14 protein-coding genes and 2 pseudogenes are annotated in these 18452 nt (G+C 43.3%); 15 read left to right on the top strand and 1 reads right to left on the bottom strand.

The annotated features are described in order from the left end of the window. Positions 1-10 precede the first annotated feature (10 nt). The 4 genes and pseudogenes from IYQ92_RS08975 to asnA all read left to right on the top strand — a co-directional run bounded on the left by IYQ92_RS08975 (position 11) and on the right by asnA (position 6335). Positions 11-2662 carry a valine--tRNA ligase gene (locus IYQ92_RS08975; RefSeq protein WP_195676334.1) on the top strand — a complete coding sequence of 884 codons (2652 nt, stop codon included), beginning with the start codon at positions 11-13 and terminating at the stop codon, positions 2660-2662. 1046 nt (positions 2663-3708) lie between these two features. Continuing rightward, a pseudogene (locus tag IYQ92_RS08970) lies at positions 3709-4764 on the top strand (MmcQ/YjbR family DNA-binding protein); the annotation flags it as partial. Positions 4765-4768: 4 nt separating this feature from the next. Then, the gene (locus IYQ92_RS08965; RefSeq protein ID WP_195676332.1) at positions 4769-5194 is read left to right on the top strand and encodes a GNAT family N-acetyltransferase; all 426 of its coding nucleotides are present in this window, start codon (positions 4769-4771) and stop codon (positions 5192-5194) included. 148 nt (positions 5195-5342) lie between these two features. Then, positions 5343-6335 (top strand): aspartate--ammonia ligase, encoded by a 993-nt coding sequence (gene asnA / locus IYQ92_RS08960; RefSeq protein WP_195676331.1) that lies wholly within the window; start codon positions 5343-5345, stop codon positions 6333-6335. 163 nt (positions 6336-6498) lie between these two features. Here the strand turns inward: asnA and IYQ92_RS08955 are convergent, their stop codons facing one another. After that, positions 6499-7494, bottom strand: coding sequence for a hypothetical protein (locus IYQ92_RS08955; protein WP_195676330.1), 996 nt, complete (start codon positions 7492-7494; stop codon positions 6499-6501). A 134-nt stretch (positions 7495-7628) separates the two neighbouring features. On the opposite strand from IYQ92_RS08955, the gene rsmD reads away from it, so the two are divergent. The 11 genes and pseudogenes from rsmD to IYQ92_RS08900 form a co-directional block, all read left to right on the top strand. Further along, complete coding sequence (rsmD, locus tag IYQ92_RS08950) at positions 7629-8168, top strand: 16S rRNA (guanine(966)-N(2))-methyltransferase RsmD (protein WP_195676329.1); 540 nt, start codon at positions 7629-7631, stop codon at positions 8166-8168. A gap of 9 nt (positions 8169-8177) precedes the next feature. Continuing rightward, the gene (locus tag IYQ92_RS08945; protein WP_195676328.1) at positions 8178-8468 is read left to right on the top strand and encodes a hypothetical protein; all 291 of its coding nucleotides are present in this window, start codon (positions 8178-8180) and stop codon (positions 8466-8468) included. After that, positions 8465-8965, top strand: a complete 501-nt coding sequence (gene coaD / locus IYQ92_RS08940; protein WP_195676327.1) for a pantetheine-phosphate adenylyltransferase — start codon at positions 8465-8467, stop codon at positions 8963-8965. Before IYQ92_RS08945 ends, coaD begins: the two co-directional genes overlap by 4 nt. Continuing rightward, complete coding sequence (locus IYQ92_RS08935) at positions 8940-10013, top strand: SepM family pheromone-processing serine protease (protein WP_324253079.1); 1074 nt, start codon at positions 8940-8942, stop codon at positions 10011-10013. Before coaD ends, IYQ92_RS08935 begins: the two co-directional genes overlap by 26 nt. A 75-nt stretch (positions 10014-10088) precedes the next feature. Further along, on the top strand, positions 10089-11426 hold the full coding sequence (locus tag IYQ92_RS08930) for a bifunctional metallophosphatase/5'-nucleotidase (protein ID WP_195676326.1): 1338 nt from the start codon (positions 10089-10091) through the stop codon (positions 11424-11426). Positions 11427-11450: 24 nt separating this feature from the next. Continuing rightward, entirely contained in the window at positions 11451-12032 is a 582-nt protein-coding gene (locus tag IYQ92_RS08925; RefSeq protein ID WP_195676325.1) for a YutD family protein, read from the top strand. Between the two features lie 320 nt (positions 12033-12352). Further along, a complete protein-coding gene (gene rlmN, locus IYQ92_RS08920; RefSeq protein WP_195676324.1) occupies positions 12353-13465 on the top strand; it encodes a 23S rRNA (adenine(2503)-C(2))-methyltransferase RlmN in 1113 nt (370 codons plus the stop codon). Position 13466: 1 nt separating this feature from the next. Next, entirely contained in the window at positions 13467-13988 is a 522-nt protein-coding gene (locus IYQ92_RS08915; RefSeq protein WP_195676323.1) for a VanZ family protein, read from the top strand. 518 nt (positions 13989-14506) lie between these two features. After that, entirely contained in the window at positions 14507-16249 is a 1743-nt protein-coding gene (locus IYQ92_RS08910; RefSeq protein ID WP_195676322.1) for an ABC transporter ATP-binding protein, read from the top strand. After that, entirely contained in the window at positions 16239-17981 is a 1743-nt protein-coding gene (locus IYQ92_RS08905; protein ID WP_195676321.1) for an ABC transporter ATP-binding protein, read from the top strand. The genes IYQ92_RS08910 and IYQ92_RS08905 overlap by 11 nt, the downstream gene beginning before the upstream one ends. Positions 17982-18380: 399 nt before the next feature. Continuing rightward, a pseudogene (locus IYQ92_RS08900) lies at positions 18381-18452 on the top strand (transposase); the annotation flags it as partial.

The raw sequence follows: 18452 nt of genomic DNA, 5'->3' as shown, positions 1-18452 counted from the left end.
GAGAACACACATGTCTAAAGAACTTTCACCTAAATACAATCCAGCCGAGGTTGAGGCTGGTCGTTACCAAAAATGGCTTGATGCGGATGTTTTCAAGCCTTCAGGCGACAAGAAGGCACACCCTTATTCTATCGTTATTCCACCACCAAATGTAACTGGTAAGTTACACCTTGGTCACGCTTGGGATACGACTTTGCAAGATATTATTATTCGTCAGAAGCGCATGCAAGGTTTTGACACGCTTTGGTTGCCAGGTATGGACCATGCCGGGATTGCGACCCAAGCTAAGGTAGAGGCTCGTCTTGCGGAATCTGGCGTCTCTAGGTACGACCTTGGTCGTGACAAATTCCTCGATAAAGTCTGGGAATGGAAAGACGAATATGCTTCAACTATCAAGGAGCAGTGGGGCAAAATGGGCATCTCTGTTGATTACTCACGTGAACGTTTCACCCTTGATGAAGGATTGTCAAAAGCGGTCCGCAAGGTTTTCGTCAAACTCTACGAAAAGGGCTGGATTTACCGCGGTGAGTTCATTATCAACTGGGATCCTAAAGCCCGTACAGCCCTTTCAGACATTGAAGTCATCCACAAAGATGTTGAGGGGGCTTTCTACCATATGAATTATATGTTGGAAGATGGCTCGCGCGCTTTAGAGGTGGCAACAACTCGTCCAGAGACCATGTTTGGTGATGTTGCCGTCGCAGTTAACCCAAATGATGACCGTTACAAAAATTTGATTGGTAAAAATGTTATCCTTCCAATCGTTAACAAGGCTATCCCAATCGTCGGTGATGAACACGCAGACCCAGAATTCGGAACTGGTGTGGTTAAAATCACGCCTGCACATGACCCTAACGACTTCCTCGTTGGTCAACGTCACAACCTCCCACAAGTCAACGTTATGAACGACGATGGTACCATGAACGAACTTGCTGGTGAATTTAAGGGTATGGATCGTTTTGAAGCCCGCAAAGCTGTTGTGGCTAAATTGGAAGAACTTGGTGCCCTTATCAAGATTGAACCAATGACACACTCAGTTGGTCACTCAGAACGTACAGGTGTTGTGGTTGAGCCTCGCTTGTCAACTCAATGGTTCGTTAAGATGGATGAGTTGGCTAAGAATGCCATTGCCAACCAAGAAACCGACGACAAGGTGACCTTCTACCCACCTCGTTTCAACGATACTTTCCTTCAATGGATGGAAAATGTCCACGACTGGGTTATCTCACGTCAGCTCTGGTGGGGGCACCAAATCCCTGCTTGGTACAATGCTGAGGGTGAAATTTACGTCGGTGAAGAAGCTCCTGAAGGTGACGGTTGGACTCAGGACGAAGACGTCTTGGACACTTGGTTCAGCTCTGCTCTTTGGCCATTCTCAACTATGGGTTGGCCTGATGAAGAGTCAGAAGACTTCAAACGTTACTTCCCAACATCAACCCTTGTCACTGGTTACGACATCATCTTCTTCTGGGTGTCACGCATGATTTTCCAATCCTTGGAATTCACTGGTCGTCGTCCCTTTGAAAATGTCCTTATTCACGGTCTTATCCGTGATGAGCAAGGTCGCAAGATGTCTAAATCACTTGGTAACGGTATCGACCCAATGGATGTTATTGAGAAATACGGTGCAGATAGCTTGCGCTGGTTCTTGTCAAACGGCTCTGCTCCTGGACAAGACGTGCGTTTCTCATACGAAAAAATGGATGCCAGCTGGAACTTCATTAACAAGATTTGGAACATTTCCCGTTACATCCTCATGAATAATGAAGGGCTCACGCTTGAGCAAGCGTCAGCTAATGTTGCCAAAGTAGCTAATAGCCAAGCTGGAAACGTGACGGACCGCTGGATTCTTCACAACCTCAACGAAACTATCGGCAAAGTCACTGAAAACTTTGACAAGTTTGAGTTTGGTGTGGCTGGTCATATCCTTTACAACTTTATCTGGGAAGAATTTGCCAACTGGTATGTTGAATTGACTAAGGAAGTGCTTTACAGCGACAATGAGGACGAAAAAGCCATGACACGCTCTGTCCTCCTCTACACTTTGGACAAAATCCTTCGCCTCCTCCACCCAATCATGCCTTTCGTAACCGAAGAAATCTTCGACCAGTATGCGGACGGCTCAATCGTGACAGCAGACTACCCAGTGGTTAACCCAGCCTTTGAAAATGAAGCTGCGCACACTGGCGTGGAAAGTCTCAAAGACTTGATTCGTTCTGTGCGAAATAGCAGAGCTGAAGTGAATGTTGCGCCAAGCAAACCAATCACAATCTTGATAAAAACAGCTGATAAAGAGCTTGAAGACTTCTTTAACAGCAACGTCAACTACATCAAACGCTTCACAAACCCAGAAACACTTGAAATCTCAAGCAATCTTTCTGCCCCAGAATTGGCAATGTCAGCCGTTATCACAGGTGCAGAAATCTTCTTACCACTCGCAGACCTCCTCAACGTAGAAGAAGAGCTCGCCCGCCTCAACAAAGAACTCGCCAAATGGCAGAAAGAACTAGATATGGTAGCCAAGAAACTCGGAAATGAGCGATTTGTTGCTAACGCCAAACCAGAAGTTGTCGAAAAAGAACGTGAGAAACAATTGGATTACCAAGCTAAGTATGACGCTACTGTTGAGCGGATTGCGGAGATGGAAAAACTTGCTAAATAGCGTAATAAGAGCACAGTCGAGAGGCTGTGTTTTTTGGTATATTGTTAGTGTAAAATAAATCTCGGAAAAGTCTTTACAAAATGAAAAAAGCCCTATATTCTAGGGAAACCAGGCTTTATAATTTCTGTAGTGGGTAAATCCACCACAGAGATTACTGTACGAAAAATTATTTAGTAGGTTATTAGAATTACGAAATAGTGTACCGAGTTTAAAAAAATATGGATAGTTTTTAAAAATTTTGATCTTTACATCCTCCAAATTCTATTAGAGTTCTATCGAAGAGATGGGACTATTTTTTATGAATTCAATCTTTGAGATTTAGTTGTTGCAGTTAATGAGATCTATTTTTATTAAATAAGTCCGATAGCTTATGTCAAAAGCTGAACTAGGAAAGTCGAAGTCAACTACCAAGCCAATATGACGCGATAGCAAACCTTATTTATGAGATGGAGAAGCTTATTAAATGGCATAATATGAACACAGTCGAAAGGCTGTGTTTTTGGTATGCTCTCAGTAAGTAAAATAAGGAGATACAAAAACAGCTATTCTTCCTCCAACCCACTCCTAGCACAGGAGTGGGTTGGTTTAGGCTGCTCCTACAGTAGGAATGGCATTATCTGGCGAGTTTAACTCACTCCGCTAGGAGTAGATTTTTCTGATGAGTTAGAGTCATTCCTACGTTAGGAGAAAATTTTTCTGGTGAGTTCAGCTCGCTCCCATGGTGGGAAGAAGATTGCTGGGTTAGTTTAAGCTCAGTTAGCTACTGCATCCCTGTTTATATGACTTGAAGAGCTCTCTGATTATTAAATGAATTAAGAGCTTCCTTGTACGATATTCAGACAAGTTCCCGCCGATAAGAAACGATCCATCCAAGTTTCGGATAAGTTCCTGCAGTTGAGAACACTCCGTTCGACATTCAGACAAGCTCTTGCAGCTGAGAAACGCTCCGTCCGAGCTTCGGATAGCTTCCTCCACCAATAAATCTCCCCCAAAAGTCATCGCTTGATGGCTTTTCTGCTATAATAAAACTAAATAGGAGGAAGACGATGTCTTTAGAATCAGATTTTTTCAAGAAAAAGCGCGTGCAGTTTAACCGCCTGATTCCATTTGGTTTTGTCAAAACTGGCGAGGATTATACTTATCAAGAAACGTTTATGGACGGCGACTTTGAAGCTATTCTCACCATTTCAAATGGCGGTGAGGTTTCTGGTCGGGTTATAGATTTGGCCTTGGGTGAGGACTACCTGACCCTGCGTGTGGAGCGCCAGCTGGGGACTTATGTGGGACAGGTTCGCGCTAGCTACATGGAGCTTCTGGGGCGCATTGCGGATGCCTGCTTTGAAGCTCTGCCATTTGCCAAAGACCAGACAAACCGCATGGTTAAGCACTTTGAGGAGGCTTACGACGACCAGCTGAACTATCCCTTTGCTAAGTTCCCCCAGTACGCTTCCTTCCGTGTGGCGGGCAAGTGGTATGCTCTTATTTTCTCCATCAAGATGGCTAAGTTGGGCGATTTTTTGGGAGAAATGGCAGAGCGAGATGTCGAAGTTGTCAATATCAAAGTTGACCCCAAGAAACTGGATGACTTGCTAGAAAGAGACGGCATCTACCCATCCTATCACATGTCCAAAGAATCATGGGTGTCCGTCGTTTTGGACGACAGCCTGTCAGACGCAGAGCTTTTCGACCTAGTCGCAGCTAGCCGTCAGCTAGTAGTATCGAAGAATAAGGTCAGTACTGGTCCTGAATTTTGGATTATCCCCGCCAATCCCAAATTCTATGACATCGACACCGAATTTGCCACGCACAAGATTATAGACTGGACACAAAAAGGTAAAATCGCTGTTGGAGACTATGTCTTCATCTACATCACCGCACCAGTCCGAGCGCTCCGCTATGCTTGCCAAGTTGTGGAAAGAGATGTGGACAAAAGTGACTATTTAGACAAGCCTGATGTGGATAAGTTTATGAGGTTGAAATTGTTTAAGCGGTTTGCAGATGATGACTACCCTATTGATTTTTTAGCTGAGCATGGGGTCAAGACCGTTCGGGGACCTAGACGGATGACAGAAGACTTGATTGAGAAAGTAAAGAAGGAGTTGAAGGATGATTCGACCTGTTCGATTAAGCGATGCCCCAGCTCTTCATATCCTAAATCGGCAAGAACTGGGCTATGACATTGCGCCAGAAAAAACGCAACAACAACTAGCAAAACTCATGGCAGACCCGCAGCATATCATTTTGGTAGTTGAGGAGAATGACAGAGTGGTGGACTACGTTCATGCACAACTTTACGAAACACTCTACTTTGAGCCTTTATGGAATCTCATGGCCTTGGCTGTCGATGCTCATTTTCAAGGACGAGGGCTCGGACGCCAGTTGCTAACTTGTTTGGAAGCGCAAGCTAGGCAGTCGAATATTGCGGGTATACGTGTTAATTCAGGGATAAGTAGAAGCGGCGCGCACGCTTTTTATCAAAAGTGCGGTTATGAGCTTCGTCCTGACCAGAAGCGTTTCTTGAAGCTACTGTAGGCTAGAGAATTCAGTTCATGTTAGAAAATCTGACAATAAAATCAAAAAATATAGAAAAAATTCAAAAAATTTGCAAAAAAGCCTTTCTTTTTGCTTTTCATAAGTGTATAATAGCCCTATCATATTTGAAATACATAAGGAGGAGCATATGAAGAAGAGCTTTATTCATCAACAACAGGAGATTTCTTTTGTTAAAAATACTTTTACTCAGTATCTAATTGATAAGTTAGACATCGTTGAAGTGCAAGGTCCGATTTTGAGTCGGGTCGGGGATGGTATGCAAGATAATTTGAACGGTATTGAAAACCCAGTATCTGTTCACGTTAAGAAAATTCCTGATGCTCAGTTTGAAGTGGTTCATTCATTGGCTAAATGGAAACGCCACACCTTGGCACGTTTTGGTTTCAATGAAGGTGAAGGGCTCTTTGTTCATATGAAAGCCCTCCGTCCTGACGAAGAAGATTTGGACCAAATCCACTCAATCTACGTTGACCAATGGGACTGGGAAAAAGTCATTCCAAACGGTCGTCGTGACATTACTTACCTTAAAGAAACGGTTGAACAAGTCTACAAAGCTATCCGCTTGACAGAATTGGCTGTTGAAGCTCGTTTTGACATCGAAGCAGTTTTACCTAAGAAAATCACTTTCGTTCACACCGAAGAATTGGTGGAAAAATACCCAGACTTGACACCAAAAGAGCGTGAAAATGCAGTTGCTAAAGAATTTGGTGCAGTCTTCTTGATTGGTATCGGTGGTATCTTGCCTAACGGTGAACGCCATGACGGTCGCGCTCCTGACTACGATGACTGGACAACAGAATCTGAAAATGGTTACCACGGTTTGAACGGTGACATCATTGTTTGGAACGAAGCGCTTGGCTCTGCTTTTGAATTGTCATCAATGGGTATCCGTGTTGACGAAGAAGCCCTTAAACGCCAAGTTAAAATCACTGGCGACGAAGACCGTCTTGAATTGGAATGGCACAAAGCTCTTTTGAACGGACTCTTCCCACTCACTATCGGTGGCGGTATCGGTCAATCACGTATGGCTATGTTCCTTCTTCGTAAAAAACACATCGGTGAAGTGCAATCAAGCGTTTGGCCAAAAGAAGTTCGCGAAGAATTTGATAATATTTTGTAAAAGTAGAAGGGAGTTGAACGTAATGTTCAGCTCTTTTTAGTTGAAGGAGTCCACTGATTGGGTAGTAGGCTTCTATGAAATTAGGGAAAATTGAAGCGTAGCTAAAAAAAGATGAAGTCGTTAGACCTCATCTTTAATGATATTTGATATTAAACTTAGTTGATTACCATGGTAATCCAGCCTGGGAAATTTCAGCTTTTGAAGCGTATTGACCGTTTGAACGATGCCATCTTCCTCTGTAATCTCTAGTATATCCAGAACCGGAATTAACTTGCGATTGCTGCTGATCCACCGCTTGACTTTGGGCTTGTTGCGCAGCTTGGGCTGCTGCTTCCTGTGCTTCGCGGGCGCTGATTGCATTGGAAACAGCGCTGATGCGGGTGTTAAAGGCAGCTTTTTGATTGTCGTCTGTAAGGGCACTAACCTTATTTTGAGCATCTGTGATATTGTCGCGGGATTGATTTTTCTCTAGATTAGCGACAGCGGCTTCGGCACTTGCAGTGGCTTCTTGATCTTTTTTCTTTTCAACGTCTGCTTTGACAGCATCAATGCGTTTCTGGAGCTCCGATTTTTTACTTTCATCGGTTAGAGCAGAAACTTTTTGATTAGCATCATCAAGTTTGGCAGAGCTATGGTCGGCTTCCAGTGCCTTGACAGCTGTTTCTGCTTCTTGGATAGCTTTTTGGGCTTGCTCTTTCTTTTCAATGTTTGTTTTAGAGCTATCGATTTCCTTTTGAAGCTCGGCTATTTTATCAGTGACAACCTTCAACTGTGCATTGGCTGAGTCAAGGTTGGTGCGTGTTTCATCATCTTTTAGAGTCTGGACAACATCTTCTAGCTTTTGAATAAGCTGAGTGGCTTGATCTTTTTGCTCAATCAGTTCTTGGACGGTATCGATGCGTTTTTTGAGCTTTTTCCTTTCTTTGCTGCTTTTGACATCTTTTAGACGGTCCTTGGCAACACCTAAAGCCTCATGGCTCTGCTCATCTTCAAGAGTACCAACAGCCTTTTTAGCCTTGTCGAGTGCCTTATCAGTTTTTTGCGCTGCTAAAACAGGTGTCGGTGCTAGCGGATTAGGCGTAGCCTGACTAGGACTAGCAAAAGATAGGCTAGCGATGGCAAGCCCAGTTCCAAGCAGGGTCATCCATTTCTTTTTCATAAAAAGTCTCCTAAATTATTTTGTTTTATCAAACTATATTATATTACTTTATCATTGATTTGTAAACCCTTTCAGGAAATCCTTTGCGTAGGAATTTAAGCCAAATTTTTCATTTTTTTGCTATAATAGTCCATATGAGAGTAGTAGCAGGAACATTTGGTGGGCGTCCTTTGAAGACGCTGGATGGAAAGACGACTCGTCCGACGACCGATAAGGTTAAGGGGGCTATCTTTAATATGATTGGTCCCTTCTTTGATGGCGGGCGTGTCCTTGATTTATTTTCAGGTAGTGGAAGTTTGGCTATTGAGGCTATTTCCCGTGGTATGGATGAGGCAGTGCTGGTTGAAAAAGACCGCCGTGCGCAAGCCATTATCCAAGAAAACATCAAGATGACCAAGAGCGACAAGCAATTTAAGCTTTTGAAAATGGAAGCTAATCGTGCTTTGGAACAAGTGACGGGAACCTTTGATTTGGTCCTTTTAGACCCACCTTACGCTAAGGAAGAAATTGTCAAACAGATTGAGGTCATGGACGAGAAGCAACTCTTGTCTGAGGATGTCATGATTGTTTGTGAGACGGATAAGGCTGTTGTTTTACCAGAAGAGGTGGCTTCTTTTGGTATTTGGAAACAGAAAGTTTATGGGATTTCGAAGGTAACAGTTTACGTCCGCTAGGAGGTTAACATGGATATCAAGTTGGTGATGATTGTACTGATTGTGGTACTTTTAATCTATCTTTTGTGGCGACTTCGCAACTTAGAAGAGCTGGTTCGACGAACGCACTTTAAAAATGACGAGGGTGTAGGCTCTTTGTCGCGAACACGAAATCCATTATACTTTTTACTAGCGGTCATTTGCTTTTTGCCGATTTTGATTAGTTGGCTAACGAACGGCTTCACCCCAATCAGCTTTTATGGCTTGATTCCAGTAGCCTTTTTCCTATGGCTAGCCTGTAACGGAGACGATGACGAATGACAAAAATTGGTTTATTTACTGGCTCATTTGACCCTGTGACCAAGGGACATGTGGACATCATTGAGCGCGCAAGCAAGCTCTTTGACAAGCTTTATGTCGGTATTTTTTACAATTATAAAAAGCAGGGCTACTTTGATGTTGCGGTGCGGGAGCGGATGATGATTGAGGCTGTCGCCCACCTGGACAATGTTAGCGTAGTGGTAGCTCAGGATGCATTAGCGGTGGACCTGGCAAGAGAGCTTGGGGTTGGCTATTTTGTGCGTGGACTGCGCAATAGCCAAGATTTCGGCTATGAAGCTAATCTTGAATTTTTCAATAAATATTTAGCTGAGGAGATTGAAACGATTTATCTGGGGACGAGGTCTGACCTTGTCCATATCTCGTCCAATCGTGTGCGCGAGCTCATTCACTTTGGAGCGCCAATTAAGGACTTTGTACCCCAAAGTGTTTTAAAGGAAGTAGAGGAAGAAAGTGTCGAAAGAAAAGAAAAAAAATAAGGTTTGGGCGTGGGTTAAGAAGGCTAAGTGGTGGCTACTTAGTGGTTTCCTCTTGGTCTTTTTGTTATTTAGTGTCTTTGTGCCCCTGCCTTACTATTTGGAAATGCCTGGCGGTGCCTATGATATTCGCTCGGTTTTGACGGTTAATAATAAGGAAGATAAGGATAAAGGATCCTATAATTTTGTAGCGGTGTCGGTTAGTCAAGCAACCTTGGCACAGCTAATTTATGGCTGGCTGACGCCTTTTACGGAAATTTCAACCGTGGAGGAGACGACTGGTGGCTATAGCAATGCGGACTACATGCGTATCAATCAGTTTTACATGGAGACTTCCCAAAATGGTGCTATCTACCAAGCCTTGACCTTGGCTGGTAAGGACGCTAGTCTTGATTACAAGGGCGTCTATGTCTTGAATCTGGCTAAGGATTCCACCTTCAAGGGGATTTTACATCTGGCTGATACGGTGACGGGAGTTAATGATAAGACCTTCAAGAGCTCTGGGGATTTGATTAAATACGTGGCAAGTCTCAAACTTGGTGACAAGGTGACGGTCCAATACACAACCGAGGGCAAGAAAAAATCAGCTTCGGGCAAGGTTATTAAACTAAGCAATGGTAAAAATGGTATTGGGATTGGCTTGACAGACCATACGGAGGTCAAATCAGATAGCAATGTGACCTTTAGTACGCAAGGTGTTGGAGGACCGAGTGCTGGTCTCATGTTCACGCTTGATATTTTGGATCAAGTCAACAATGAGGACCTTCGTAAGGGACGCAAGATTGCAGGGACTGGTACCATTGAGCAGGACGGCTCTGTTGGTGATATTGGCGGGGCTGGTCTCAAGGTTGTTTCAGCTGCTAAGGCGGGAGCAGAAATTTTCTTTGTGCCTAACAATCCTGTCTCTAAGGCGGTTAAAAAAGCAGATCCAAAAGCTCAAACCAATTACGCAGAAGCCAAGGCAGCTGCTAAGAAACTAGGAACTAAGATGAAAATTGTTCCTGTCAAAACGGTTCAAGAGGCTGTGGATTATTTGCGAAAAACTAAATAGAAAAGGACTCGTTAGTCGCTACTAGCGAGTTTTCTGATTTCAGACAATTATAATGGAAAGTGTTACAATGAAGGCATGACAGAATATTTACGGATTTTACATCTCAATGATTTGCATTCTCATTTTGAAAATTACCCCAAGGTCAAACGTTTTTTTCAAGCAGAAGTGCTTGATACCATCGAAGTGTTGAAATTGGATCTAGGAGATAATATAGATAAAAGTCATCCCTTGACCGATGCGACCGCTGGTAGGGCAAATGTTGAACTCATGAATGAACTTGGAATTCAATTTGCCACGATTGGTAATAACGAAGGAATTGGTCTGGCTAAGGCGGAGCTTGATGTGGTCTATGACCAGGCTAATTTTCAAGTCATTCTAGGCAATCTTAAAGATAAACGTCAGCAACCTGACTGGGCGCAGCCTTATTTCATTTACGAGACTAGGCAAGGGACTAAAATTGCGCTGCTAGCTTACACTTTTCCTTATTATGCAACTTATGAGCCTAATGGTTGGACGGTTGAAAATCCTCTGGATTGTCTCAAAGCTGATTTGGCGCGTGATGAGGTGGCTTCAGCTGATGTGCGGATTCTCATGAGTCATCTTGGGGTGCGTTATGATGAGCAGATTGCAAGGGACTTTCCCGAGATTGACCTGATTATCGGCTCGCATACCCACCATCTTTTTGAAGAGGGGGAAGTGGTTAATGGAACTTATCTAGCTGCGGCAGACAAGTACGGTTATTATGTGGGTGAAATCAATTTGACCTTGGACAATCACCAGCTTCAAGAGGCTTCGATTGTGGCTCACGCGACCAGCCAAATGCCTAGTGATTGGCGGGACCAAGACTGGATAGAGCAGACCTATAAGCGTGGGCGCCAGCTCTTGTCCCAAGAAAAAATCATCGACTTGCCCCGAGATTTGAGCTTAGCAGAGTCTTGCCAGCTGGTTATGGAGGCCATGATGTGCTACGCTGACGCGGATGTTTGTATCATGAATTCCGGCTTGGTGGTGACGCCTTTTGAAAAGAATCTGACCAAGGCCAGCTTGCAGACGGCTCTCCCTCACCAGATGCGCCTAGCTAAGCTGAACGTGACCGCTAAGGAGTTGGCGGATATTTATGAGGATATTTGGACCAAAGGCCAATTGCTGGCGCACCAAGAGATAAGAGGCATGGGCTTTCGCGGCAAACAATTCGGAAACGTTTTACAGGCGGGCTTTGCTTACAAAAATGGAAAAATAGTGTATAATGGAAAGGCTATTGATGAAAAGAAAGAACTTCATCTAGTCCTTGTTGACCAGTATGCTTTTGCCTCTTATTTTGATAAGGTAAGACAACATCAGGCAGAGCTACTTTTCCCAGACTTGTTGCGAGAAGTGGTTGCTAATTATTTGACTGGTCACTTAGAGCCGTAATAAATTAGGATGGAAAGGAGATTTATGCGAAAAGAGATTACACCGGATATGCTTAATTACAATAAGTATCCTGGCCCGCAATTTGTCACTTTTGACAATCATGTTAAGAGTGATGAGTTGGAATTTTTGATTTTGGAAAATGAGAAAAATGCCTTTGACGCTACTGTCTTTGGTCAACGCTTTTCGGAAATCCTTTTAAAATACGATTACATTGTTGGTGATTGGGGCAATGAACAACTGCGTCTCCGTGGTTTTTATAAGGATGCCAGCTCGGTTAGAAAATCCAGTCGTATTTCTCGATTGGAAGATTATATCAAGGAATATTGCAATTTTGGCTGCGCTTATTTTGTTTTGGAAAATCCTAATCCTAAGGAAGTGGTTTTTGAAGAAAAGAAATCTCCGCGTCGTAAAAAATCCAATCGTTCTAAAAAGCAAGGTTTCCAAAAACAGGTTGGTGCTAATAATAAGACGACAGCCAACAAGCATTTCACAAGTAAGAAACGCAAGGATGATAAACGTCGTCAAGAACGTCAGTTGCGAAATGAAGAGGCGCGTGAGATTAAGTCAGCCAAGCAATATTTTGTGATTCGTAAGAAAGAAAAATAATCTAGTTCAGCTATTGATGCTAGTCCCGAAACAGATTCTAATTAAACTTGTTATGGATATTCCGCGAACGAAGTGAGCAGAGACTGAGATTTTCGCCGTAGTGTCACTGATGATGAAATTTTTGAGACTTTGGCTCAAAAATTAGGAATGAAACTCCTTGGATTTCAAGAAATCATCCACTGGATAATTTCTTCTTCCGTCTGCACTACTTACTAAAATAGTTCAGTAGATTGTTTTAGGTCTGAGCCTAGAATAAAGAAGCGAAGAAAATGTCAGAAATTTGATTTTTAATTTTAATGAATAAAAATAAAGGAAATAAAATGCCAAGAAAAACTGAAACACCTGATTACAAACCTTCTATTTATAGCCTTACTCGCGATGAGTTGATTGAATGGGCTATTGAACACGGTGAGAAAAAATTCCGTGCTACTCAAATTTGGGATTGGCTTTACAAAAAACGTGTCCAATCTTTTGAAGAAATGACTAATATCTCAAAAGATTTTATCGCCGTTTTGAATGAAAACTTTGTGGTTAATCCGCTTAAACAACGTATCGTCCAAGAATCAGCTGATGGTACGGTTAAATACCTTTTTGAATTGCCAGACGGTATGCTCATCGAGACTGTTCTCATGCGTCAGCACTATGGTTTGTCAGTCTGTGTGACTACACAGGTTGGTTGCAACATCGGTTGTACTTTCTGCGCCAGCGGTTTGATTAAAAAACAACGTGACTTGAACAATGGTGAGATCACTGCCCAAATTATGTTGGTTCAAAAGTACTTTGATGAACGTGGTCAGGGCGAACGCGTCAGCCATATCGTTGTTATGGGTATCGGTGAGCCTTTTGACAACTATGATAACGTGCTTAAATTCCTGCGTACGGTCAATGATGATAATGGACTTGCCATCGGTGCCCGTCACATCACGGTATCAACATCAGGTCTTGCTCACAAAATCCGTGACTTTGCCAACGAAGGCGTTCAAGTTAACCTTGCCGTTTCACTTCACGCACCAAACAATGAGCTTCGCTCAAGCATCATGCGTATCAACCGTTCATTCCCACTTGAAAAACTCTTCGCAGCTATCGAGTACTACATCGAAACAACCAACCGTCGCGTGACTTTCGAGTACATCATGCTTAACGAAGTCAATGACACGCCTGAAAATGCACAGGAATTGGCAGATTTGACTAAGAAAATCCGTAAATTGTCTTACGTCAACCTCATTCCTTACAACCCAGTTTCAGAGCACGACCAATACAGCCGTAGCCCTAAAGAACGCGTAGATGCTTTCTATGATGTTCTTAAGAAAAATGGCGTAAACTGTGTTGTTCGTCAAGAGCATGGTACAGACATTGATGCTGCTTGTGGGCAATTGCGTTCAAATACCATGAAACGTGACCGTCAAAAAGCCATCGCTGGCGCTGCTAAATAAGATGTTCAAAACTTTCATTGATGACAGGATTGAATTAAAGCCAGCTGGTCGCCGCTTGGTCTGGGGTTTGGTTCTGATTTATGCCTTGATGATTTGCTGGATGTGTTTTGGTCCCCAGCATGTGATTGATGGGGTTGAAACGCCTGGAATTCAGCACTACGGTCGCTTGGTTGTCCTACTGACACCTTTTAATTCCTTTGTTCATTTTGGACAATTGCAGAGCTGGTGGCAGATTTTCTGGGTTCTGGGACAAAATGCGGTCAATATTCTCCTCTTGTTCCCCTTCATTTTGGGTCTACTAGCACTATTTCCAAAATTGAGAGGATATAGGAAGATTTTGCTGACAGCATTTATCATGTCTCTCTTCATCGAATGCACGCAGTTGGTCCTAGATGCTCTTATTGATGCTAATCGTGTCTTTGAAATTGATGACCTCTGGACCAACAGCTTGGGAGGACCATTGGCACTTTGGGTTTACCAAAAGCTTAGCCTTCATCTAAAAAATAGTAGTCAAAAGAGTTGATTATCAGTCAACTCTTTTAATCATAAGTCGTCTGACTTGACCTTCCCCCTGGGTGGCGGGGTATAATGTACTAATATTAAAATTAATTTTTTGTAAATTGTATTCTTACTTCACTTTTGAGAATGGCGAACGAAGTGAGCTTTCCCTGATAACGGGATTTTTGAGAGAGTAACAGTCCGAGAGACTGTAAGAGGTTGGAAATAGGGAAGCGAAGCTTTTCTCATTCATCATAAGGAAGCTGCTTGCGTCTGCACTACTAACGACATAGAGGTTTCAAAATCGATACTATTTTGAAACTGTAATTAGTAAGGTAGCTAGGTAAGTCGCTATAGCGACTTACCGTTTATCAGTGATTTTAATCATTGATAAACTTGCTACGTTGGAAAATATCAAAGTAAATAAATATAAAACTATTTCAACACAAGGACAGAGGGTGAGCTTGCTCAGCCTCTGTCCTTGTGTTAGGGCAAATGAGTCTGGAGATTTCCAGATGATCTAGAAAGGAGCTTTTTAGCGACATGTCAATTATTCGCAATTTATGGTGGTTTTTCAAGGAAGAAAAACGCCGTTATCTGATTGGAATCTTATCGCTCAGTTTGGTGGCGGTTTTGAATTTGATTCCACCCAAAGTTATGGGGAATGTCATTGACGCCATAACAGATGGCAAATTGACGACTCCAAAACTCTTGTGGGGGCTCTTATGGCTGATTTTGTCAGCGTTAGCCATGTATGGTCTTCGCTACATCTGGCGCATGTACATCTTGGGGACATCTTATCGTCTGGGGCAAATCGTCCGCTTTCGTCTCTTTGACCATTTCACCAAGATGTCGCCGTCTTTCTACCAGAAATACCGCACGGGTGATTTGATGGCTCATGCTACCAACGATATCAACTCCCTAACTCGTCTTGCTGGTGGTGGGGTCATGTCTGCTGTCGATGCTTCCATTACCGCCTTGGCGACTTTGATTACCATGTTCTTCACCATTTCTTGGCAGATGACCTTGATTGCTATTATTCCGCTTCCGCTAATGGCTTACGCTACCAGTCGACTTGGTCGCAAGACCCATAAAGCCTTTGGTCAATCACAAGCTGCCTTCTCTGACCTCAATAATAAAGTGCAGGAAAGCGTGTCAGGTATCAAAGTAACCAAATCCTTCGGCTACCAAGAAGACGAAATGAAATCCTTCCAAGAAGTCAATGAAATGGCCTTTCAAAAGAACATGCACACCATGAAATACGATGTCATGTTTGACCCCTTGGTGCTCTTATTTATCGGGGCTTCTTATGTCTTGACCTTGGCTATGGGTGCCTTTATGGTTTCCAAAGGACAGGTGACGATTGGAAATCTGGTTACTTTTGTGACCTACCTTGATATGTTGGTTTGGCCTTTGATGGCTATAGGTTTCCTCTTTAATTTGGTGCAGCGCGGGACAGTTTCTTATGACCGTATCAATAATCTCCTTGCGCAAGACTCTGATGTGCAAGACCCAGCGCAGCCATTAGAGACCATTGAAAATGGTCGCTTGGAATATGATATCGACCAATTCAAGTATGAGAATGAAGAGACTTTGGCTGATATCCACTTTGCGCTTGAAAAGGGGCAGACGCTTGGATTGGTTGGTCAGACGGGATCTGGTAAGACGACCTTGATTAAACTCTTGCTCCGTGAACACGATGTCAATCAGGGGGCTATTAGGATCAACGGGCACGATATTCGTGATTACCGCTTGGCTGATTTGCGGAGTTTGATTGGCTATGTGCCACAGGACCAGTTCTTGTTTGCCACATCTATCTTGGAAAATGTACGCTTTGGAAATCCTGACTTGAGCCTTGAAGCAGTAGAAGAAGCGACCAAACTATCTCAGGTTTATGATGATATTAAAAACATGCCTGACGGCTTCAATACCTTGATTGGTGAAAAGGGTGTTTCCCTCTCTGGTGGTCAAAAGCAACGTATCGCCATGAGTCGTGCCATGATTCTCAATCCAGATATTCTGATTTTGGATGATTCTTTATCAGCAGTTGATGCCAAGACTGAGCACGCCATCATCGAAAATCTGAAAGAAACCCGTCAATCAAAAACCACCATCATTTCGGCTCATCGTCTGTCAGCGGTGGTCCATGCTGACCTCATTTTGGTTATGCAAGATGGGCACATTATCGAACGTGGTCGCCATGAGGATTTGGTTGCCCAAGGTGGTTGGTACGCTGACACTTATGAGTCACAACAATTAGAAATGGAGGAAAGTCATGTCCAATAACAAGAACCAATGGGCTGTCTTCAAGCGTCTCATGTCTTATTTGAAACCCTACAAGTGGCTGACTGTCCTTGCTTTGGGCTTGCTTCTGTTGACGACGGTTGTCAAAAGTTTGATTCCCCTGATTGCCTCACATTTTATTGACAATTATTTGACAAATGTCAATCAGACGGCAGTCATGATTTTGATTGGCTATTACGGCATGTATGTGCTTCAAACCTTTATCCAGTATTTCGGGAATCTCTATTTTGCTAAGGTATCATATAGCATTGTGCGCGATATTCGCCGTGATGCCTTTGCTAATATGGAGCGTTTGGGCATGTCTTACTTTGACCGAACGCCTGCGGGGTCGATTGTTTCGCGGATTACCAATGACACGGAAGCTATCGCTGATATGTTTTCGGGGATTCTGTCTAGCTTCATTTCAGCGGTCTTCATTTTCACAGTGACCCTTTACACCATGCTCATGCTGGATGTGCGTTTGACGGGACTGGTTGTTCTTTTCTTGCCTTTCATCTTCATTTTGGTTAATGTTTATCGCAAGAAGTCGGTGGCTGTTATTGCCAAAACTCGGGCGCTTCTTAGTGATATCAACTCCAAACTGTCAGAATCCATTGAGGGCATCCGCATCGTTCAAGCCTTTAACCAGCAAGAACGTCTCAAGGCTGAATTTGAAGAAATCAATGCCGAACACGTCGTCTACGCCAACAAATCCATGGCTCTGGATAGTCTCTTTCTCCGCCCTGCCATGTCCCTCTTGAAACTCCTAGCCTATGCCCTTTTGATGACTTACTTTGGTTTTCGCGGTATGAGCATTGGGATTTCGGCGGGTCTCATGTACGCCTTCATCCAGTACATCAACCGCCTCTTTGACCCCTTGATTGAGGTGACTCAGAATTTCTCTACCTTGCAGACTTCCATGGTCTCAGCTGGTCGCGTCTTTGATTTGATTGACGAGGATGGCTATGAGCCTCTTCAGGAAAATAGCGGAGCTAAGGTGCAAGAAGGCAATATTGAGTTTAAAAACGTCAGCTTTTCTTACGACGGCACTCGACCAATACTAGATAATATCTCTTTCAAGGTTAATAAGGGTGAAACCATTGCCTTTGTCGGCTCAACGGGGTCAGGAAAATCATCTATCATCAACGTTTTTATGCGTTTCTACGAATTTGCTTCTGGGCAAGTCTTGCTTGATGGTAAAGACATCCGTCAGTATTCTCAGGAAGAATTGCGTAAGAATGTCGGGCTGGTCTTGCAGGATCCTTTCCTCTATCATGGGACTATCAAGTCTAACATCAAGATGTATCAGGATATTTCTGATGAGGACGTGCAAGCGGCAGCGGAGTTTGTGGACGCGGACCAATTCATTCAGAAGTTGCCTGAAGGCTACGATGCACCTGTTTCAGAGCGGGGCTCAAGTTTTTCAACTGGTCAGCGCCAGCTATTGGCCTTTGCCAGAACCGTAGCAAGTAAACCCAAAGTTCTCATCTTGGACGAAGCGACGGCCAACATCGACTCAGAGACTGAGCAAATCGTGCAGAATTCCTTGGCCAAGATGCGAAAGGGGCGGACGACCATCGCCATTGCCCACCGCCTATCGACCATCCAAGATGCCAACTGCATCTACGTGCTGGACAAGGGGCGCATCATCGAGAGCGGTAGTCACGAAGAGCTTTTGGCTAAGCGTGGCACCTATCACAAGATGTATCAATTGCAGGCTGGGATGATGGATTAGGGGCTAGTTAAAATGTATGATAAGATGACGAAGTAGATGATAAAGCAGAAACGATACTGTCACAGTTTAGTATGTGCTAAAGATTAGTCAATCGTTTATAATGAAAATAGAAAAAGGAGTTGCGCTAACAACTCCTAGTGTAAATCCGTTTAAGACGGTAGCTCAGTTTATAGTTAAGAAATAATCGTCTAACCTGCTAAAGTTAAGAGACGGTTATTTCTTTTTGTTGTTAAGCATTACAAGACCAGACAGCCTCTAGATGATTTCTTCTTTCAGTTGATTGAGAAAGGAAACACCGACTTGCCGTCACTTAGGAAATAATCCTACTCAAAAAGCGCTGGTCATGAACTGCACCCCAAAAGTTAGACAGAAAAAATCTAACTTTTGGGGTGTTTTATAATGAAATTAACTTATGAAGATAAAGTTCAAATATATGAATTGAGAAAGCAAGGAGAGAGCTTTAGACAGCTT

The organism is Streptococcus sp. HF-1907 (assembly GCF_015594605.1).
Lineage (GTDB): Bacteria > Bacillota > Bacilli > Lactobacillales > Streptococcaceae > Streptococcus.
Note: the sequence above shows the minus strand (reverse complement) of the source record. Positions and strands in the feature narration are given on the sequence as shown.

Excerpts from the sequence above, each read along its gene's own strand:
- rlmN (WP_195676324.1), top strand. The coding sequence starts at position 12,353 with ATGCCAAGAAAAACTGAAACACCTGATTACAAACCTTCTATTTATAGC.
- IYQ92_RS08975 (WP_195676334.1), top strand. The coding sequence starts at position 11 with ATGTCTAAAGAACTTTCACCTAAATACAATCCAGCCGAGGTTGAGGCT.
- IYQ92_RS08945 (WP_195676328.1), top strand. The coding sequence starts at position 8,178 with ATGGATATCAAGTTGGTGATGATTGTACTGATTGTGGTACTTTTAATC.
- IYQ92_RS08910 (WP_195676322.1), top strand. The coding sequence starts at position 14,507 with ATGTCAATTATTCGCAATTTATGGTGGTTTTTCAAGGAAGAAAAACGC.
- IYQ92_RS08925 (WP_195676325.1), top strand. The coding sequence starts at position 11,451 with ATGCGAAAAGAGATTACACCGGATATGCTTAATTACAATAAGTATCCT.
- IYQ92_RS08955 (WP_195676330.1), bottom strand. The coding sequence starts at position 7,494 with ATGAAAAAGAAATGGATGACCCTGCTTGGAACTGGGCTTGCCATCGCT.
- IYQ92_RS08915 (WP_195676323.1), top strand. The coding sequence starts at position 13,467 with ATGTTCAAAACTTTCATTGATGACAGGATTGAATTAAAGCCAGCTGGT.
- asnA (WP_195676331.1), top strand. The coding sequence starts at position 5,343 with ATGAAGAAGAGCTTTATTCATCAACAACAGGAGATTTCTTTTGTTAAA.
- rsmD (WP_195676329.1), top strand. The coding sequence starts at position 7,629 with ATGAGAGTAGTAGCAGGAACATTTGGTGGGCGTCCTTTGAAGACGCTG.
- IYQ92_RS08965 (WP_195676332.1), top strand. The coding sequence starts at position 4,769 with ATGATTCGACCTGTTCGATTAAGCGATGCCCCAGCTCTTCATATCCTA.
- IYQ92_RS08905 (WP_195676321.1), top strand. The coding sequence starts at position 16,239 with ATGTCCAATAACAAGAACCAATGGGCTGTCTTCAAGCGTCTCATGTCT.
- IYQ92_RS08930 (WP_195676326.1), top strand. The coding sequence starts at position 10,089 with ATGACAGAATATTTACGGATTTTACATCTCAATGATTTGCATTCTCAT.
- coaD (WP_195676327.1), top strand. The coding sequence starts at position 8,465 with ATGACAAAAATTGGTTTATTTACTGGCTCATTTGACCCTGTGACCAAG.